This is a genomic window from Leifsonia sp. NPDC102414 (assembly GCF_044765685.1).
GTDB lineage: Bacteria > Actinomycetota > Actinomycetes > Actinomycetales > Microbacteriaceae > Leifsonia.
The window spans coordinates 37341-54159 of sequence record NZ_JBIWKN010000005.1; the positions used below are offsets into that span (position 1 = coordinate 37341).

The following is a 16819-nucleotide window of genomic DNA, read 5'->3' on the forward strand; positions in this document are numbered from 1 at the left end:
GCGGTGCGAAGCTGAGCGTATGCAGCTCCTCACCGACGGCGTCTACCGCCTCCAGAATGCCACGGGCGCCAACGCCTACCTCGTCGACACCGGCAGCGGTTCGGTGATCGTCGACACGGGAACGCCGGGCGGCGCGACGAAGCTGCTGTCCGAGCTGCGGGATGCGCGCGACCTGCCCCCGGTGACCGACATCGTCCTCACGCACTACGACCCCGATCACGCCGGGGCGGCCGCAGCGCTCCAGCGGGAGACCGGCGCGCGCGTGTGGATGGGGCGCGCGGATGCTGCCGTCCTGCGCGGCGAGGCCCCGGCGCCGACGCGCTTCCGACGTTTCCTCGGCCGCATCTATCCGGGCACGGAGGTGCCGGCCGATCTGCACGAGATCCCGGGGACGGGCGAGACCGAGATCGTGCAGGGGGTCGTCGCGATCCCCGCCCCTGGGCACACGGACGGGCACGTCGTCGTCGAGGCGCGCGGCGTGGTCTTCGCCGGGGATGCGGTGCGCGTTTCGAAGGGCCGCCTGGTGCAGATGCCGTGGTTCCTCATCAGCGACAAGCAGAAGGCGCTGGCGACGGCCGACCTGATCGCATCCCGCCGCCCGCGCCTGGTCTGCCCAGGCCACGGGGCGCCGGGGCGGATCGACGGGTGAGAGGCTGAGGCAGCGCGTCAGCGAGTCAGCAACCCGGCCTCAGCGGCCCACACGTCAGCGGCCCGCACACCTCAGCGGCTGAGCGCGGCCTCGAGTTCCGGGTCGGTCGGCTCGACCAGGTGGGAGCCGTCAGGGAAGACGATGACCGGGATGTTCGTGCGGCCGCTGATCGCCTGGGCGACGTCGGCCTTCTCCGGGGTGGCGACGAGGTCGATGTAGTCGTAGTCGGCACCAAGGCGGTCGAGGAGGGCCTTGGAGCGGATGCAGTCGCGGCACCAGTCGGCGCCGAACACGGTCACTTTGTCATACGTCTGCGCGGAAGTCATGGTTCGAGCCTAAGCGCAGCAGCCTGGGAGCCGTCCATGCGGGAGCCGTCCACGACGCGCGTCGCGTGCATCCGATGGCCTTCGATGAGCGCGGCGTTCGCGCCGTCGACCTCGCGCGCCCACGCCTCCGCCGCCTCCGGAGTGCGGCCGTGGCGGGTGTGCCTGTCGATCAGGCGGCCGAGCCGCACCGACTCCGGAGTGGAGACGAACCAGCTCTCCGCCAGCAGGTCGGGGATGCGCGACCACGGCTCGGCGTCGGCCAGCAGGTAGTTGCCCTCCACCACCACCAGTCTGGTCTCCGGCGCGATGGCGATGCTGGCGGCGACGGGTTCGTCCACGGTGCGGTCGAAGCCGGGGGCGTACACCGTGTGCTCGCGTTCCGTCGCCACGCGTTCGAGCAGCGCGACGAAACCCCAAGCGTCGAACGTGTCGATCGCGCCCTTGCGGTCGTGGCGACCGAGCGCATCCAGGGTCGCGTTGGCGAGGTGGAAGCCGTCCATCGGCAGGGATGCGGCGAACGCCGGGTGGTCGGGCATCAGGGCGTTCGCACGTTCGACAACGGCCCCCGCGAGCGTGGTCTTGCCAGAGCCTGGACTCCCCGCGATACCGACGAGCACGCGTGCGTGCGGGGACGCGAGCGTGAGATGCACGGCCGCGTCGGCCAGGTCGTCGATCACCGGACCAGTCTCACACACGCGCCGACGCGCAGTTCCGGTGAGAGCCGTCAGCTCGAAGGGACCGTGCTCGCTCGAACGACGAGTTCGGGCTGGTAGACGATCTGGCGAGGCTGGATGCCGGGGTCCGCGCTCTCCTCCAGGAGGATCTGCACAGCGGTCTCGCCGATCTGGGAGCTGGGCTGGCGGATCGACGAAAGGGGAACGACCGCCGCGCTCGCGAAGTCGATGTCGTCGTAGCCGATCAACGCGATCTCGTCCGGGACGGCGATGGTGCTCTGCATGAACAGTGCTTGAAGGAGCCCGGTGGCCAGGAGATCGTTGGCCGCGAAGATCGCGTCCGGTCGTTCCGACGCTGCTCTGGCCGCGATGTCCAGACCGGCCGCGCGCCCTTCGAGCACGCTGAGGGCGCGAACGGGGAGAACCTCGAGGGACGCGTCCGGGTACGCCGCGACAGCGCGGCGGGCGCCCTCCAGACGGTCGCTCGCCTGACGGATCTCGAACGGGCCTCCCACGTACGCGATCCTCCTCCGTCCGATCTCCAGCAGGTGGGCGACGGCCAGCTCGCCGCCGATGACGTCGTCGACCGAGACGGAGCTGAACGACGTGTCGGGGCTCGTGCGGTCCACGAGCACCGATGGGATGCCGTGGTCGCGCAGCCGTCGGAGGTGCGGAACCACATCGCCGACTGGAGAGATGAGGACGCCGTTGACGCGCTGCTGCTCGAAGAGGTCGAGGTACGTGGTCTCGCGCTCGACCTTCTCGTCACTGTTTCCGAGGAGCACCGAGAGCGAGGAATGGGCAGCGTGGTCCTCCGCCCCTCTGGCGATCGCCGCGAAGAACGGGTTCGCGATGTCCAGGATGATCAGCCCGATCGCGCGACTGTGACCTGCTCGAAGCTGGCGCGCGGCGTCGTTCCGCACGAATCCGAGCTTCTGGATGGCCGTCTGGACGCGCACGACGGTGGCCTCCGCCACGCGCTCCGGGCGGTTCAGCACGTTCGAGACGGTGCCGACGGAGACGCCGGCGAGAGCGGCAACGTCCTTCACGCTCACGCTCGGCATCGCTGTCCTGTTCTGTCGCCCTGACGGAAGTGTACGGCAGGAACGCGGCGCGACGCATCCCGAATTGAATCGTTTCTATGGCTGACGCGGGATTCCGGCGGTGTGCGGCGACGTTCATCGGTTGCTGTCCGGTAACAACCACGGATTCATTGGCCGGAAGTGCTTGACGAATGAAGACGGTCGGCCATAGAGTGCTCACGTTCATTCGATTAAAACGTTTCATTCAGACGTTGCGATCCTCACTGTGGAGGCCAGGTTCCGTCAATGCCGACCAACCCGACTGTCAACGGTCCAGCCGTGCTCGAACTTCGCGATGTCGCCAAGAAGTTCGGATCGGTGGTCGCGCTGACCTCCGCCACTCTCACGGTGCATTCCAACTCCATCCACGCGCTCGTCGGCGAGAACGGGGCGGGCAAGTCGACGCTCGTCAAGATCGTCGCCGGTCTGTACCAGAAGGACTCCGGCGAATTCCTGTTCCGCGGTGAGCCGGTGGACTTCACCTCCACCGCCGCGGCCAAAGCCGCCGGCATCGCCGTCATCTACCAGGAACCGACGCTTTTCCCCGACCTCTCTGTGGTCGAGAACATCTTCATGGGCCGCCAGCCCACGGATCGGCTCGGAAGGATCGACCGCAAGGCGATGCGGGCTGAAGCGCGCGAGATCTTCGCCAGGCTGGCCGTGCGCATCGACCCGGACCGCATCGCGGAGGGGCTGTCCATCGCCGACCAGCAGATCATCGAGATCGCCAAGGCCATCTCGCTCGACGCGCGCCTGCTCATCATGGACGAGCCGACGGCAGCCCTCTCCGGCGTCGAGGTCGAGCGGCTGTTCGCGGTCGCGCGCAGCCTGCGCGATGAGGGACGGGGGCTCGTGTTCATCTCGCACCGCTTCGACGAGGTCTTCTCGCTCTGCGACACCATCACCGTGATGCGGGACGGGAGGTACATATCCACCGACGCGACCGCCGACGTCGAAGAGGACGAGATCGTGCGGCGAATGGTCGGCCGCGATGTGACCGACCTGTTCCCGAAGCAGGAGACGACGGTCGGTGACGAACTGCTCCGGGTGGATGCGCTCACATCCGTCGGCGTCTTCTCCGACGTCTCCTTCACCGTCAGAGCAGGGGAGATCGTCGCCCTGGCAGGACTCGTCGGAGCAGGCAGAAGCGAGATCGCGCGAGCCGTCTTCGGCGTCGACGGCTATCAGAGCGGCACGGTCACCCTCGCGGGCAAACCGGTGCCCAAGCGCCGGCCGGCCGCGGCGATGGCGGCCGGCCTCGCGCTCGTCCCCGAGGACCGCCGCAAGCAGGGGCTCGTGCTGGACTCGTCCGTCGCGAGGAACACCACCCTCGCCATCCGCTCGAAGCTCGCGAAGTGGGGCTTCCTCCGGAACGCGAGCGAGAACCGTGCGGCGCGGGAATGGGCGCAGCGACTCCAGGTCAAGACCTCGGCACTCGACACGCTGGCGGGGACGCTCAGCGGCGGTAACCAGCAGAAGGTCGTTCTCGGCAAGTGGCTGGCCACCAACCCCCGTGTCCTCATCATCGACGAGCCGACTCGCGGCATCGACGTCGGAACGAAAGCGGAAGTGCACAGGCTCACCTCGGAGCTCGCCGGCCGCGGAATGGGAATTCTCATGATCTCGTCCGAGCTTCCGGAGGTGCTCGGGATGGCCGACCGCGTGCTGGTCGTGCGCGAAGGCCGCATCACTGCCGAACTCTCCCGCGCGGAAGCCACGGCAGAGAACGTCATGTACGCCGCCACCCACGCCGCAGAGGAGGTCACCCGATGACCGCCCTTCAGACCCGTGAGCCCGGCTCGTCCGCGGTCACGCGCGGGGTCAGGGCATTCTTCGGCGCTCGCGAGACGGGCATCCTCCTCGCCCTGCTCGTGGTGATCGCGGTGACGACGATCATCAACCCCACCTTCCTGTTCAGCCCTGACGGCTGGCGCGATCTGCTCCTGACGCCGTCCATCCTGGTGATCGTTGCCGTGGGGCAGGCGATGGTCATCATCACCAGGAGCGTCGACCTGTCGGTCGGCTCCGTCGTCGGCCTCACGGCCTACCTCACAGGGCGGCTGTTCATCGACTTCCCCGGCATTCCGATCATCCTGGTCTTCGTCATCGGCCTCGCGGCAGGTGCGCTGCTCGGCCTAGTCAACGGCGCTCTCGTCGCGTTCGGCAAGGTGCCCGCCCTTGTGATCACCCTCGGAACCCTGTACGCATACCGCGGCATCAACGTGCTCTGGACCGGCAGCAACCGGATCAACGCGAGCGACCTGCCGTCCGGCTTCCTCAGCCTCGGCACGAACTCGTTCCTGAGCATCCCGTACCTGACGATCCTCGCCCTCGTGGTCGTGCTCGCGGCCGGCTGGTACCTGCGCAACAAGCGCGGTGGACGCGAGCTGTACGCGATCGGCTCCGACCCCGAGGCCGCAGAGCTCTACGGCCTCAAAGTGACACAGCGCATCCTGATCGCTTTCGTGCTCTGCGGCGCGCTCGCCGGGCTCGCCGGTGTGCTCTTCGCTGCCAGGTACGGCACCACGAACTCGCAGACCGGAACCGGGCTCGAACTGCAAGCCGTCGGCGCCGCCGTGATCGGCGGTGTCGCGATCTTCGGCGGGAGCGGAACCGTCTACGGTGCGGCGATCGGTGCCGTGCTGCTCCTCACCATCAACCGCGCGCTCCCCATCCTCGGCATCCAGGACTTCTGGCAGCAGGCAGTGGTCGGCGTCCTCATTATCGGAGCGATCGTGCTCGACAGGGTTCTCGCCCTTCGATTGTCCAGACGGCTCGTGGCACAACGGGAGGTCGACCAGTGACCAGCATCGGCCTCACCCCCAGCAACCGGGATGCGCAGACACGCGCCGACCGGATCATCGCGGACTACGCCAGGCCGCTCTGGCAGCGCTGGCTGCTCTCCCGCGAAACGGCTGTCATCGTCGCCCTGATCGTGGTGGCCATCGTGGCCAGCATCGTGGTGCCCAACTTCGGCACGAGCACGACGCTCGGCTTCCTCCTTCTCGACGCCACGCCCATCCTGCTGATAGCCCTGCCGATGACCCTCGTCATCGTGAGCGGCGAGATCGACCTGTCTGTCGCGAGCACGCTCGGCCTCAGCAGCGTCATGCTCGGTGTCCTCACCAAGGCGGGGTGGCCGATCGAGGTCGCGATGGTCGTCTGCATCGTCGTGGGGATCGTGGCGGGGATGGTCAACGGCTTCCTCGTCACCGTGGTGGGACTGCCCTCCCTGGCGGTCACCATCGGAACCCTCGCGCTGTTCAGGGGCATTGCGGTCGGGATGCTCGGCACCACAGCGATAACGGAGTTCCCGTTCGAGTGGCAGAACCTGGTGCAGATGCGATTCGGGACGAGCGGCATCCCCGTGGTGATGGTGCTCGTGGTGGCCCTGATCATCGTGTTCTCGCTGGTGCTCCACTTCACGCCGTTCGGCAGGGGACTGTTCGCCCTCGGCCTGAGCAAGGACGCTGCTGCGTTCTCCGGGGTGGACGTCGATCGCACGAAGTTCATCGCGTTCATGCTCACCGGTGCGGTGTCGGCGCTCGCGGGCATCTACTGGACGCTCCGCTACGGCAGCGCAAGAGGCGACAACGCGATCGGACTCGAACTCTCGGTGATCGCCGCAGTGCTTCTCGGCGGTGTGTCGATCTTCGGCGGCAAAGGGGCGATGCACGGCGTCGTCGCCGGTGTGTTGCTGATCGGTGTGCTGCAGAGCGCTCTGCGCCTCGCCAACGTCAGTTCGGACGCCATCAACATCATCACCGGCGCCCTGCTGGTCATCTCGGTTCTCTCCCCGCGCATCCTCGGCTGGTTCTCGGCGCGCCGCGCCGCTTCCCGTCGATCGCGCAGCACACCTGCACTCACACAACCCCAATGAAAGGAACAAGGATGTTGCCTCACACAACCAAGAGTCGAGGTCTCCGTCGTGCGCTCAGCATCGGAGCAGGCGTCGTGGCCATCGCGCTGCTGGCGACGGGATGCTCAAGCGGCGGTAGCAACGGAGGCTCCACCTCCGGGGACAAGAACTACAAGATCACCTTTCTGCCCAAGAACCTCGGCAACCCGTACTTCGACACCTCGGACAAGGGCGGTCAGACGGCCATCAAGTCGTTCGGCGGCACATACAACCAGGTGGGACCGTCGACGGCGACCGCCGACGCCCAGGTCAGCTACATCAACACGCTCACGCAGCAGGGCGTCGGGGCGATCGTGCTCTCCGCCAACGACCCGACCGCTCTGGGCAGCGCGTTGACGCAGGCGAAGTCATCCAACGTCAAGGTGGTCACGTTCGACTCCGACACCGATCCGAAGTACCGCGACGTGTTCGTCAACCAGGCGACCGCCGAGGGCATCGCGAAGGTGCAGGTCGACACGATCACCAAGGAGATCGGCGACAGCGGCGAGATCGCCATCCTGTCCGCCGCCGCCAACGCGACCAACCAGAACGCGTGGATCGAGTTGATGAAGAAGGACCTGGCGGCCGACCACCCCAACGTCAAGCTCGTCGACACGGTCTACGGGAACGACGACGACCAGACCTCCTTCGACAAGACGGCCGCGCTGCTGCAGACGCACCCGAACCTGAAAGGCATCGTCTCGCCGACCACCGTCGGCATCGCGGCGGCAGCACGCTACCTGTCGACCTCGGCGTTCAAGGGCAAGGTCAAGCTGACCGGCCTCGGCACGCCGAACCAGATGCGTGAGTTCGTGAAGGATGGAACAGTCGACGAGTTCGCGCTGTGGAACCCGGAAGATCTGGGCTACCTGGCCGCGTTCACCGCGAAGGCGCTGATCGACGGCACGATCACCGGCAAGAAGGGCGACTCCTTCACCGCCGGCAAGCTCGGGAAGTTCACCGTCGGCGACAACGGCACCGTCCTCCTCGGTGACCCGTACGTCTTCAACAAGGACAACATCGACAAGTTCAACTTCTGATCACCACCGGGCCGGTGGTCGTCCACCGGCCCGGTTCCACCCCCATCCGAAGGACGTCTCATGCAACGCGCATGTTTCCGGCTACACCTGCGCCAGGACAGGATCGACGCATACCGGGAGCGTCACGCCGCCGTCTGGCCGGAGATGCTCCAGGCGCTCAAGCAGGCCGGCTGGGATAACTACTCGCTGTTCATCGCTCCGGACGGAACGCTCATCGGCTACGTCGAAGTGAGCGACTCCATCGACCAGGCCCAGGCTCGCATGGCACTGACCGACGTGAACACCCGTTGGCAGGAGCAGATGGGCGAGTTCTTCACCGAACTCGACGGGGCTTCCCCTGACGAGGGCTTCGAACTCCTCGACGAAATCTTCCACCTCGAGGACCAGCTGGCGTCCTCGGCAGGTGACGAACCGACATCAGCACCATCACGATAGGCGGACGAACAATGACCTCCCTCTCCACAATCGCTCCGATCCTGCAGCAGCAGGCGATCGAGCTGCCCTCGTGGGCGTTCGGCAACTCCGGCACCCGGTTCAAGGTGTTCGGGTCGCCTGGCACGCCGCGCGACCCGTTCGAGAAGATCGCGGACGCCGCGCAGGTGCACAAGCACACCGGCCTCGCGCCGAAGGTCGCGCTGCACATCCCGTGGGATGTGGTGGACTCGTACGCCGACCTGCGCAAGCACGCGGAGGATCACGGGGTCGGGCTGGGCACGGTCAACTCGAACACCTTCCAGGACGACGCGTACAAGCTGGGGTCGGTGACCCACAGCGACCCGGCGATCAGGCAGAAGGCGATCGACCACCATTTCCGCTGCATCGACGTGATGGACGAGACCGGTTCGCGCGACCTCAAGATCTGGCTGGCGGACGGCACCAACTATCCGGGCCAGGACGACATCAGGGCCAGGCAGGACAGGCTGGCGGAGTCGCTCGCGGCGATCTACGCGAGGCTCGGCGACGATCAGCGGATGGTGCTCGAGTACAAGTTCTTCGAGCCGGCGTTCTATCACACGGACGTTCCCGACTGGGGGACCAGCTACGCGCACACGGTGGCGCTCGGCGAGAAGGCGTACGTCTGCCTCGACACCGGCCACCACGCGCCCGGCACGAACATCGAGTTCATCGTCGCCCAGCTCCTCCGCCTCGGCAAGCTCGGCTCGTTCGACTTCAACTCGCGGTTCTACGCGGACGACGACCTGATCGTCGGCGCCGCCGATCCGTTCCAGCTGTTCCGGATCATCGCGGAGGTGGTGCGCGGCGGCGGGCTTAACAACCCGGATGTGGCGTTCATGCTCGACCAGTGCCACAACATCGAGAAGAAGATCCCCGGGCAGATCCGGTCGGTGCTCAACGTGCAGGAGATGACGGCGCGCGCGCTGCTGATCGACAGGGAGGCGCTCTCCGCCGCCCAGACCGCGGGCGACGTCCTCGGCGCCAACGGCATCCTGATGGACGCCTTCTACACGGACGTGCGCCCAGCGCTCGCCGAGTGGCGAGAGTCCCGCGGGCTCCCCGCCGACCCGATGGCCGCGTACGCCGCGTCCGGATATCAGGAGAAGATCGAGGCCGACCGCGTCGGCGGGACGCAGGCGGGATGGGGCGCCTGATGACGAACAAAGCAGCAGCGGAACTCATCGCACGGTCGAACAGGCTCGGCGCCGACCCGCGCAACACCAACTACGCAGGCGGCAACACGTCAGCCAAGGGCACGGAGACCGACCCTGTCACCGGCGAGCCGGTGGAGCTGCTCTGGGTGAAGGGGTCAGGCGGCGATCTCGGCACGCTGACCGAGGCCGGGCTGGCGGTGCTGCGGCTGGACAGGCTGCGCGCCATGACCGGCGTGTACCCAGGAGTCGACCGCGAGGACGAGATGGTCGCGGCGTTCGACTACACCCTGCACGGCAAGGGCGGTGCCGCGCCGTCGATCGACACGGCGATGCACGGGCTGGTGGACGCGGCTCACGTCGACCACCTGCATCCGGACTCCGGCATCGCGTTCGCGACGGCGTCCGACGGCGAGCGGCTGACGGCCGAGGCGTTCGGCGGTCGCGTGGTGTGGGTGCCCTGGCGGCGGCCCGGCTTCCAGCTCGGCCTCGACATCGCGGCGGTGAAGGAGGCCAACCCGGATGCGATCGGCTGCATCCTTGGCGGGCACGGCATCACCGCATGGGGCGACACCAGCGACGAGGCAGAGGCGAACTCGCTGTGGATCATCGAGACAGCAGCGGCATACATCGCAGCGCACGGGCGGCCGGAGCCGTTCGGAACCGGGTTGGACGGTTACGCGCCGCTTCCCGAGGCCGAGCGGCGCGCGAAGGCGGCGGCGCTCGCCCCGCACCTGCGGGCGCTCGCGTCGACGGATCGCGTGCAGGTGGGTCACTTCAGCGACGCGGACGAGGTGCTCGACTTCCTGGCTATGGCCGAGCATCCACGGTTGGCCGCCCTCGGCACGTCCTGCCCAGACCACTTCCTGCGCACGAAGGTGAAGCCGCTGGTGCTCGACCTGCCCGCCGACGCGTCCATCGAGGATTCGGTGGCGAGGCTGGAGGAGCTGCACGCGGCGTACCGCGCCGACTACCAGGCGTACTACGACCGCTACGCGACGGACGATTCGCCGGCCATCCGCGGCGCGGACCCCGCGATCGTGCTCATCCCCGGCGTCGGGATGTTCAGCTACGGCGCGAACAAGCAGACGGCGAGAGTGGCGGGCGAGTTCTACATCAACGCGATCAACGTCATGCGCGGCGCCGAGGCCTTGTCGACATACGCGCCGATCGACGAGTCGGAGAAGTTCCGCATCGAATACTGGGCGCTGGAGGAGGCGAAGCTCCAGCGGATGCCGAAGCCCAAGCCGCTCGCGGGGCGGGTGGCGCTCGTGACCGGCGCAGCGTCCGGGATCGGCAAGGCCATCGCCACCAGGCTCGCGGCCGAGGGTGCGTGCGTCGTCATCGCCGACCTCGACCTCGCGAAGGCGCAGGACGCCGCTGCGTCCATCGGCGGCACGGACGTGGCCGTCGGCGTGCAGGCGGACGTCACAGACGAGCGGGCGGTGCAGTCGGCCGTGGATGCCTCCCTGCTGGCGTTCGGCGGCCTCGACCTGGTGGTCAACAACGCAGGGCTGTCGCTGTCGAAGTCGCTCCTGGAGACGACCGTGGCCGACTGGGACCTGCAGCACGACGTGATGGCGAAGGGCTCGTTCCTGGTCTCGCGCGCCGCGGCGAGGGTGCTGATCGATCAGAAGCTCGGGGGAGACATCGTCTACATCTCGTCGAAGAACTCGATCTTCGCCGGTCCGAACAACATCGCGTACTCAGCGACCAAGGCCGACCAGGCGCACCAGGTGCGGCTGCTCGCGGCGGAGCTCGGCGAGCACGGCGTGCGGGTCAACGGGATCAACCCGGACGGCGTCGTGCGCGGGTCCGGGATCTTCGCCGGCGGCTGGGGCGCGAAGCGCGCCGCGGTCTACGGGGTTCCGGAGGAGGAGCTCGGCCAGTACTACGCGCAGCGCACGCTGCTCAAGCGCGAGGTGCTGCCGGAACACGTCGCGAACGCGGTTTTCGTGCTGTGCTCGTCCGACCTCGACCACACGACAGGCCTGCACATCCCGGTCGACGCCGGCGTCGCGGCGGCGTTCTTGCGATGAGCGCGGGTGCGACGGGCGCGGTCGCCGCGGTCGACCTCGGGGCGACCAGCGGGCGCGTGATGATCGGGAGGGTCGGGCCGGACACGCTCGACCTGACGGAGGCCGCACGGTTCCCGAACACGCCCGTCACGCTGTGGGAGGGCGACCGCCCCGGTCTGCACTGGGACATCGCGGAGCTGTACCGCAACGTCGTCGACGGGCTGGGGGATGCGCTGCGCGCCGAGCCGGGGATCGTGAGCGTCGGGGTGGATGCGTGGGCCGTCGATTACGGGCTGCTGCGCGGCGGGGTGCTCCAGGGCATCCCGTACCACTACCGCGACGAGCGGGCAGCGGCCGGGACGCCGCTGGTGCACGAGCGGGTGCCCGCCGGCGAGCTGTACCGGCAGAACGGCCTGCAGTACCTGCCGTTCAACTCGCTCTACCAGCTCGCGGTCGACAACGCGGCCGGGCGACTCGACGGCGTCGACACGATGCTGCTCATCCCCGATCTGATCGCGTACTGGCTGAGCGGAGAGCGCGTCGCGGAGCGCACGAACGCATCCACGACGGGGTTGCTCGGCGTCGACGGGACGTGGAACGCGCCGCTGATCGACGCGCTGGAGCTGCCGCGCGGCCTGTTCCGCCCTGTGGTGGATTCGGGGACCGTGATCGGGCCGCTGCTGCCGAGTGTGCGTGGCGAGCTGCGCATCCCGAGCGAGGTGGCCGATGTCGCTGAACGGGCCGGAAGCGGGATTCCCGGTGGGCCGGTGGTGACCGCGGTCGGCTCGCACGACACGGCGTCTGCGGTGGTGGCCGTGCCCCTGCGCTCGGAGAACGCGGCGTACATCTCCTGCGGAACCTGGGGGCTGGTCGGCCTCGAGCTGGACCGGCCGGTGCTGAGCGAGGCAGCGCGAGAGGCCAACTTCACCAACGAGGGCGGCGTGGATGGGCGGGTCAGGTTCCTGCACAACGTGATGGGCCTGTGGTTGCTGAGCGAGTGCATTCGGAGCTGGCGTGCTGCGGGGATCGACGCCGACCTGGTGGACCTGCTGGAACGAGCGGGGTCGCTGACGACGCCGGTGCCGGTGTTCGACGCGAACGACCAGCGCTTCCTGGCTCCTGGCGACATGCCGTCGCGGATCGCGTCCTGGTGCGCGGAGCGCGGGGTGGCGGCGCCGGACGGTCCGGCCGAGTACGTGCGGAGCATCGTGGAGAGCCTCGCCGAGGCGTTCGCGACGGCCGTGCGGACGGCGTCTGCGCTGTCCGGGCGGCCCGTGGACACCGTGCACATCGTGGGAGGGGGTGCGCGCAACCGGCTGCTCTGCCAGCTGGTCGCCGACCGCTGCGGCGTGCCGGTGCTCGCCGGGCCCGTCGAGGCGACGGCCATCGGCAACGTGCTGGTGCAGGCGCGGGCGCACGGCCTGGTGCACGGTGACCTGGAGGCGCTTCGCGCCCTGGTCCTCGCCACCCACCCGCCGATCGAGTACCTCCCTGCGGCCGCGGCGACGCTCTCGAGACTCCAGTAACTGTCGCACACCGCCCGGGATGCGCAGCAGTTGCGGGTGTCTCGTTGTGCGGCCGGCTCCGCGGCTCTGGAAAACCTCTGGTCAGGAGGCGCGAGCGGCAGTCGCCTCGGTGTCTGCGAGGTCTTCGCGGGCGGTCTCGCGCGGCGAGAGCGTGAAGCGCGGGCGCCAGGACGTGAAGCGGAGGCGCAGGCTGCGGTACTTGACCAGGTAGAAGACGCCCACGATCGCCGCGGCGAAGCCGGATGCGGCACCCACCCCCATCGCCCAGCGCGGGCCGAACGTGTCGGCCACCCAGCCGACGATCGGGGCGCCCACGGGGGTCCCGCCCATGAAGATCGCCATGTAGATGGCCATCACGCGCCCGCGGAGCTGCGGGTCCGTCGTCATCTGGACGACGCCGTTCGCGGTGGTCATCAGGGTCTGCGACGAGACGCCGATCACGATGAGCGCGAGTGCGAAGAGCCAGAAGTCCGGCATCACGGCGGCCAGCGCGCAGCCGAAGCCGAAGAACGCTGCGCCGGCGAAGAGGAGCGCGACGCGCGGCCGCTCGCGGCGGGCGGAGAGCAGCGCGCCGACCACGGAGCCGATCGCCATGATCGACGAGAGCAGGCCGTACTCGCCTGCGCCGGCGTGGAAGACCGACACCGACATCGTGGAGATGAAGATCGGGAAGTTGAGGCCGAACGTGCCGATCAGGAACACCATCACGAGGATCACCATGATGTCGGGGCGCCGCCGCACGTACCGGAAGCCCTCGGCCAGACCGCCGCGCTGCCGCTTCGCCCGCTCCGACCTGTACAGTTTCTCGATCCGCAGGAACTTGAGCGAGAGCAGTACGGCGCCGAACGTGGCCGCGTTGATCAGGAACACCCAGCCGGCCCCGACCACGGCGACCAGCAGGCCGGCCACAGCGGGACCGAGCAGGCGCGCCATGTTGAACGACGCCGAATTGAGCGCGACGGCGTTCGACAGGTTCGGTCCGGCCACCAGCTCGGAGACGAACGTCTGCCGCGCGGGGGCATCGAACGCCGCGACGCAGCCGAGGAGCAGCGCGAACACGTACACGTGCCAGAGCTGCACGACACCGGTGACGGTCAGGATGCCCAGCCCGAGCCCCAGCGCGCCCATCGCCCCCTGCGTGGCCATGAGCAACTTGCGGCGGTCCAGGTGGTCGGCCGCCCATCCCGTCACGGGCAGGAGCAGCAGCTGCGGCCCGAACTGCAGCGCCATCACGAAGCCGACAGCCGCCGCGTTGTTGTGGGTGAGCTGGGTGAGGACGATCCAGTCCTGCGCCGTGCGCTGCATCCAGGTGCCGACATTGGAGACGATCGCTCCCGCCGCCCAGATGCGGTAGTTCACCCCGGAGAGCGAACGGAACATCGCACTCACGAGTCGGCCAGCTCTCGGAGGATGGCCGCCGCATCCACCAGGGTCGCCCGCTGCTCGGGGGTGAGGGTGCGCAGCCGCTTGTGCAGCCAGGCGTCGCGCCGTCTCCTGGTCTCGGCGACGAGGGCGAGGCCCTGCTCGGTCGGCACGACGACCACCTTGCGGCCGTCGTCGGCGTCCGGAGTGCGGCGAACGTACCCGGCCTCTTCCAGGCAGTTGATCGTGCGGTTCATCGACGGCGGCTTGACGCGTTCGTGCTCGCTGAGCCGCCCGATGGTGCTGGGGCCTTCTCTCACCAGGAACGCCAGAGTGGAGGTCTGGGTGTCGCTGAGCTCGTCGTCCGCCTTCTCCGCCCTGAGCCGACGGGAGAGCCGCGCCACCGCGATGCGGACGGCGGTGCTGAGGTCGTGGGTGGAGAGTCTTTGAGCCATATATCGTTAGCCTAACAAATTAGTCTTGCTAAATAAATCCCGTTCGCCGCCGGCGTGCGCCAGAATGACGACGTGCCCAGCTACGAAGATGCTCACGGCGTCGAGATCACCTACGACGTGTACCAGGTCGAGACCCCGCGGGCGGTGGTGCAGGTCGCGCACGGCGTCGGCGAGCACGCTGGTCGCTACCGGCTGCTGGCCGAGCATCTCAACGCGAACGGCTACACCGTGTACGCCGACGACCACCGCGGCCACGGGCGGACAGGCATGGCCCAGTGGCAAGGGGACGCCACCCGGCTCGGCAGGCTCGGGGTCGGCGGCCTGCGGGCGACAGTGGATGCGCTGCACAACTTCTCGCGGCTCATCCGCGAAGAGAACCCCGACCTCCCGCTGGTCTTCTTCGGTCACAGCTGGGGGTCGCTGATGGGCCAGATGATCCTCAACACGCACAGCAGCGACTACGACGCCGCCGTGCTCTCCGGCACCGCGTACCGGGTGCTCGGCTCGATGAACAGCGGCGACCTGAACAAGCGGCACGCCCATCTCGGCACGACGGGCGCAGAGTGGCTGAGCCGCGACCCGGCCGTCGCGCAGGCGTTCGTCGACGATCCGCTCACCACGCTCACCCCGATCGCGAAGCTGTTCGGTCTGGCGGACGCCTCCCGGCTGCTCGGCCGTCCCGCCCGCTCGTTCGCACGCGACCTGCCGCTGCTCATCCAGGTAGGAGGGGACGACCCGCTCGGCGGAGAGGCCAGTGCCCGCAAGCTGGAGAAGGCGTACCGGGAGCGGTCGGGGCTCACCGACGTGACCACGATCGTCTATCCAGGCGCGCGCCACGAGATCTACAACGAGACCAACAAGGCCGAGGTCATGGCCGACCTGACCGCCTGGCTGGATGCGCGCATCCCGTCGCGGGAGTAGCCGGTCGATCCGGAGAGCCGCCCGGCGATCTAGGCTGTAGCCATGCACGGTGAATACAAGGTTCCTGGTGGCAAGCTCGTCGTCGTCGACCTGGAGGTGATCGACGGCAGGCTCGCGAACTTCCGCCTCGCCGGCGACTTCTTCCTCGAACCGGACACGGCGCTGGAGGCGATCGACCGCTCGGTGAACGGTCTCCCGGCCGAGTCGGATGCCGCGACCATCGCCGCCGCTGTCCGCGGCGCGCTGCCGGAGGGCGCGACGCTGCTCGGCTTCTCGCCGGAAGCGGTCGCCGTCGCCGTGCGCCGCTCGCTCGCCCGCGCGACGAGCTGGCGCGACTACGACTGGCAGATCGTGCACTCCAAGGCTGTGCCTCCTGTGATGCAGATGGCGCTCGACGAGGTGCTCGCCACCGAGGTCGGAGAGGGGCGTCGCGGCCCGACGCTGCGCATCTGGGAGTGGGACGAGCCTGCGGTGGTCATCGGCAGCTTCCAGTCGGTGAAGAACGAAGTGGATGCGGAGAACGCCGAGAAGTACGGCTTCGACGTGGTGCGGCGCATCTCCGGCGGCGGCGCGATGTTCATGGAGGCCGGCTCGGTCGTCACGTACTCGATCTACGCCCCGGCCGATCTGGTGCAGGGGATGAGCTTCGCCGACAGCTACGCCTTCCTCGACGAGTGGGCGATCGTCGCCCTGAAGTCGCTCGGCATCGACGCGTTCTACCAGCCGCTCAACGACATCACGAGCCCGAAGGGCAAGATCGGCGGCGCCGCGCAGAAGCGTCTCGGCTCCGGCGCCGTGCTTCACCACGTGACCATGAGCTACGACATGGACGGTCAGAAGATGACCGAGGTGCTGCGCATCGGCCGCGAGAAGATCAGCGACAAGGGCATCACCAGCGCGGCGAAGCGCGTCGACCCGCTGCGCAGCCAGACCGGCATGACCCGCGCCGAGATCATCGACCGCATGAAGCAGACCTTCACCCAGCTGTACGGCGCGACTCCCGGCGACATCACGCCGGAGGAGTACGCCGCCGCCGAGAAGCTCGTCGCCGAGAAGTTCGGCACCACGGAGTGGCTCTACCGCGTCCCGTAGACCGCGCCCCTCGCATCCCGTCGAGCCCAGCCTTCTTCATCGTTCAACGCAATTGCGGTGAAAAAGCCTGGGCTCGATTGCGTCTGAGGCGAGAGTGTTGTTAGGTTAGGCAAAGCTTAGTTAGCTGAGCCTTACCTAACCACACCAGTCCAGAATCCAGCGGAACGAC

The 16819-nt window shown here is 68.2% G+C and carries 16 protein-coding genes; 11 read left to right on the forward strand and 5 right to left on the reverse strand.

Annotated features, from left to right (window positions below; all coding sequences use genetic code 11):
* Positions 1-19: 19 nt before the first annotated feature.
* Positions 20-649, forward strand: coding sequence for an MBL fold metallo-hydrolase (locus tag ACIRCZ_RS17275; protein WP_055889038.1), 630 nt, complete (start codon positions 20-22; stop codon positions 647-649).
* A 71-nt stretch (positions 650-720) separates the two neighbouring features.
* On the opposite strand, the gene ACIRCZ_RS17280 is transcribed toward ACIRCZ_RS17275, so the two are convergent.
* From ACIRCZ_RS17280 to ACIRCZ_RS17290, 3 genes are read right to left on the reverse strand one after another with little or no spacing between them, the layout of a single operon-like run.
* Complete coding sequence (locus ACIRCZ_RS17280; RefSeq protein WP_055889041.1) at positions 721-975, reverse strand: glutaredoxin family protein; 255 nt, start codon at positions 973-975, stop codon at positions 721-723.
* Positions 972-1652, reverse strand: coding sequence for a nucleoside/nucleotide kinase family protein (locus tag ACIRCZ_RS17285; protein ID WP_402855185.1), 681 nt, complete (start codon positions 1650-1652; stop codon positions 972-974). The genes ACIRCZ_RS17280 and ACIRCZ_RS17285 overlap by 4 nt, the downstream gene beginning before the upstream one ends.
* 47 nt (positions 1653-1699) lie before the next feature.
* The gene (locus tag ACIRCZ_RS17290; RefSeq protein WP_402855188.1) at positions 1700-2713 is read right to left on the reverse strand and encodes a LacI family DNA-binding transcriptional regulator; all 1014 of its coding nucleotides are present in this window, start codon (positions 2711-2713) and stop codon (positions 1700-1702) included.
* A gap of 264 nt (positions 2714-2977) precedes the next feature.
* Between ACIRCZ_RS17290 and ACIRCZ_RS17295 the strand changes: the two genes are divergently transcribed.
* The 8 genes from ACIRCZ_RS17295 to ACIRCZ_RS17330 are packed head-to-tail and all read left to right on the forward strand — an operon-like array spanning position 2978 to position 12820.
* On the forward strand, positions 2978-4504 hold the full coding sequence (locus tag ACIRCZ_RS17295; RefSeq protein ID WP_055889050.1) for a sugar ABC transporter ATP-binding protein: 1527 nt from the start codon (positions 2978-2980) through the stop codon (positions 4502-4504).
* On the forward strand, positions 4501-5535 hold the full coding sequence (locus ACIRCZ_RS17300; RefSeq protein ID WP_402855192.1) for an ABC transporter permease: 1035 nt from the start codon (positions 4501-4503) through the stop codon (positions 5533-5535). The genes ACIRCZ_RS17295 and ACIRCZ_RS17300 overlap by 4 nt, the downstream gene beginning before the upstream one ends.
* Before the next feature lie 5 nt (positions 5536-5540).
* Positions 5541-6611 carry an ABC transporter permease gene (locus tag ACIRCZ_RS17305; RefSeq protein ID WP_402855751.1) on the forward strand — a complete coding sequence of 357 codons (1071 nt, stop codon included), beginning with the start codon at positions 5541-5543 and terminating at the stop codon, positions 6609-6611.
* 11 nt (positions 6612-6622) lie between these two features.
* A complete protein-coding gene (gene rhaS / locus ACIRCZ_RS17310; RefSeq protein WP_055889058.1) occupies positions 6623-7669 on the forward strand; it encodes a rhamnose ABC transporter substrate-binding protein in 1047 nt (348 codons plus the stop codon).
* A 60-nt stretch (positions 7670-7729) separates the two neighbouring features.
* Complete coding sequence (locus tag ACIRCZ_RS17315; protein WP_402855195.1) at positions 7730-8104, forward strand: L-rhamnose mutarotase; 375 nt, start codon at positions 7730-7732, stop codon at positions 8102-8104.
* 11 nt (positions 8105-8115) lie between these two features.
* On the forward strand, positions 8116-9279 hold the full coding sequence (rhaI, locus tag ACIRCZ_RS17320) for an L-rhamnose isomerase (RefSeq protein WP_402855198.1): 1164 nt from the start codon (positions 8116-8118) through the stop codon (positions 9277-9279).
* Entirely contained in the window at positions 9279-11315 is a 2037-nt protein-coding gene (locus ACIRCZ_RS17325; protein ID WP_402855200.1) for a bifunctional aldolase/short-chain dehydrogenase, read from the forward strand. Before rhaI ends, ACIRCZ_RS17325 begins: the two co-directional genes overlap by 1 nt.
* A complete protein-coding gene (locus tag ACIRCZ_RS17330; RefSeq protein ID WP_402855203.1) occupies positions 11312-12820 on the forward strand; it encodes a rhamnulokinase family protein in 1509 nt (502 codons plus the stop codon). The genes ACIRCZ_RS17325 and ACIRCZ_RS17330 overlap by 4 nt, the downstream gene beginning before the upstream one ends.
* Before the next feature lie 81 nt (positions 12821-12901).
* Here the strand turns inward: ACIRCZ_RS17330 and ACIRCZ_RS17335 are convergent, their stop codons facing one another.
* Positions 12902-14200 carry an MFS transporter gene (locus ACIRCZ_RS17335; RefSeq protein WP_402855754.1) on the reverse strand — a complete coding sequence of 433 codons (1299 nt, stop codon included), beginning with the start codon at positions 14198-14200 and terminating at the stop codon, positions 12902-12904.
* A 5-nt stretch (positions 14201-14205) separates the two neighbouring features.
* Complete coding sequence (locus ACIRCZ_RS17340) at positions 14206-14637, reverse strand: MarR family winged helix-turn-helix transcriptional regulator (protein ID WP_055889075.1); 432 nt, start codon at positions 14635-14637, stop codon at positions 14206-14208.
* Between the two features lie 72 nt (positions 14638-14709).
* On the opposite strand from ACIRCZ_RS17340, the gene ACIRCZ_RS17345 reads away from it, so the two are divergent.
* On the forward strand, positions 14710-15558 hold the full coding sequence (locus tag ACIRCZ_RS17345; RefSeq protein ID WP_402855207.1) for an alpha/beta fold hydrolase: 849 nt from the start codon (positions 14710-14712) through the stop codon (positions 15556-15558).
* Between the two features lie 42 nt (positions 15559-15600).
* Positions 15601-16650: a biotin/lipoate A/B protein ligase family protein gene (locus ACIRCZ_RS17350; protein WP_055889080.1), complete on the forward strand. Its 1050-nt coding sequence runs from the start codon at positions 15601-15603 to the stop codon at positions 16648-16650.
* The last annotated feature ends 169 nt before the right edge of the window (positions 16651-16819 follow it).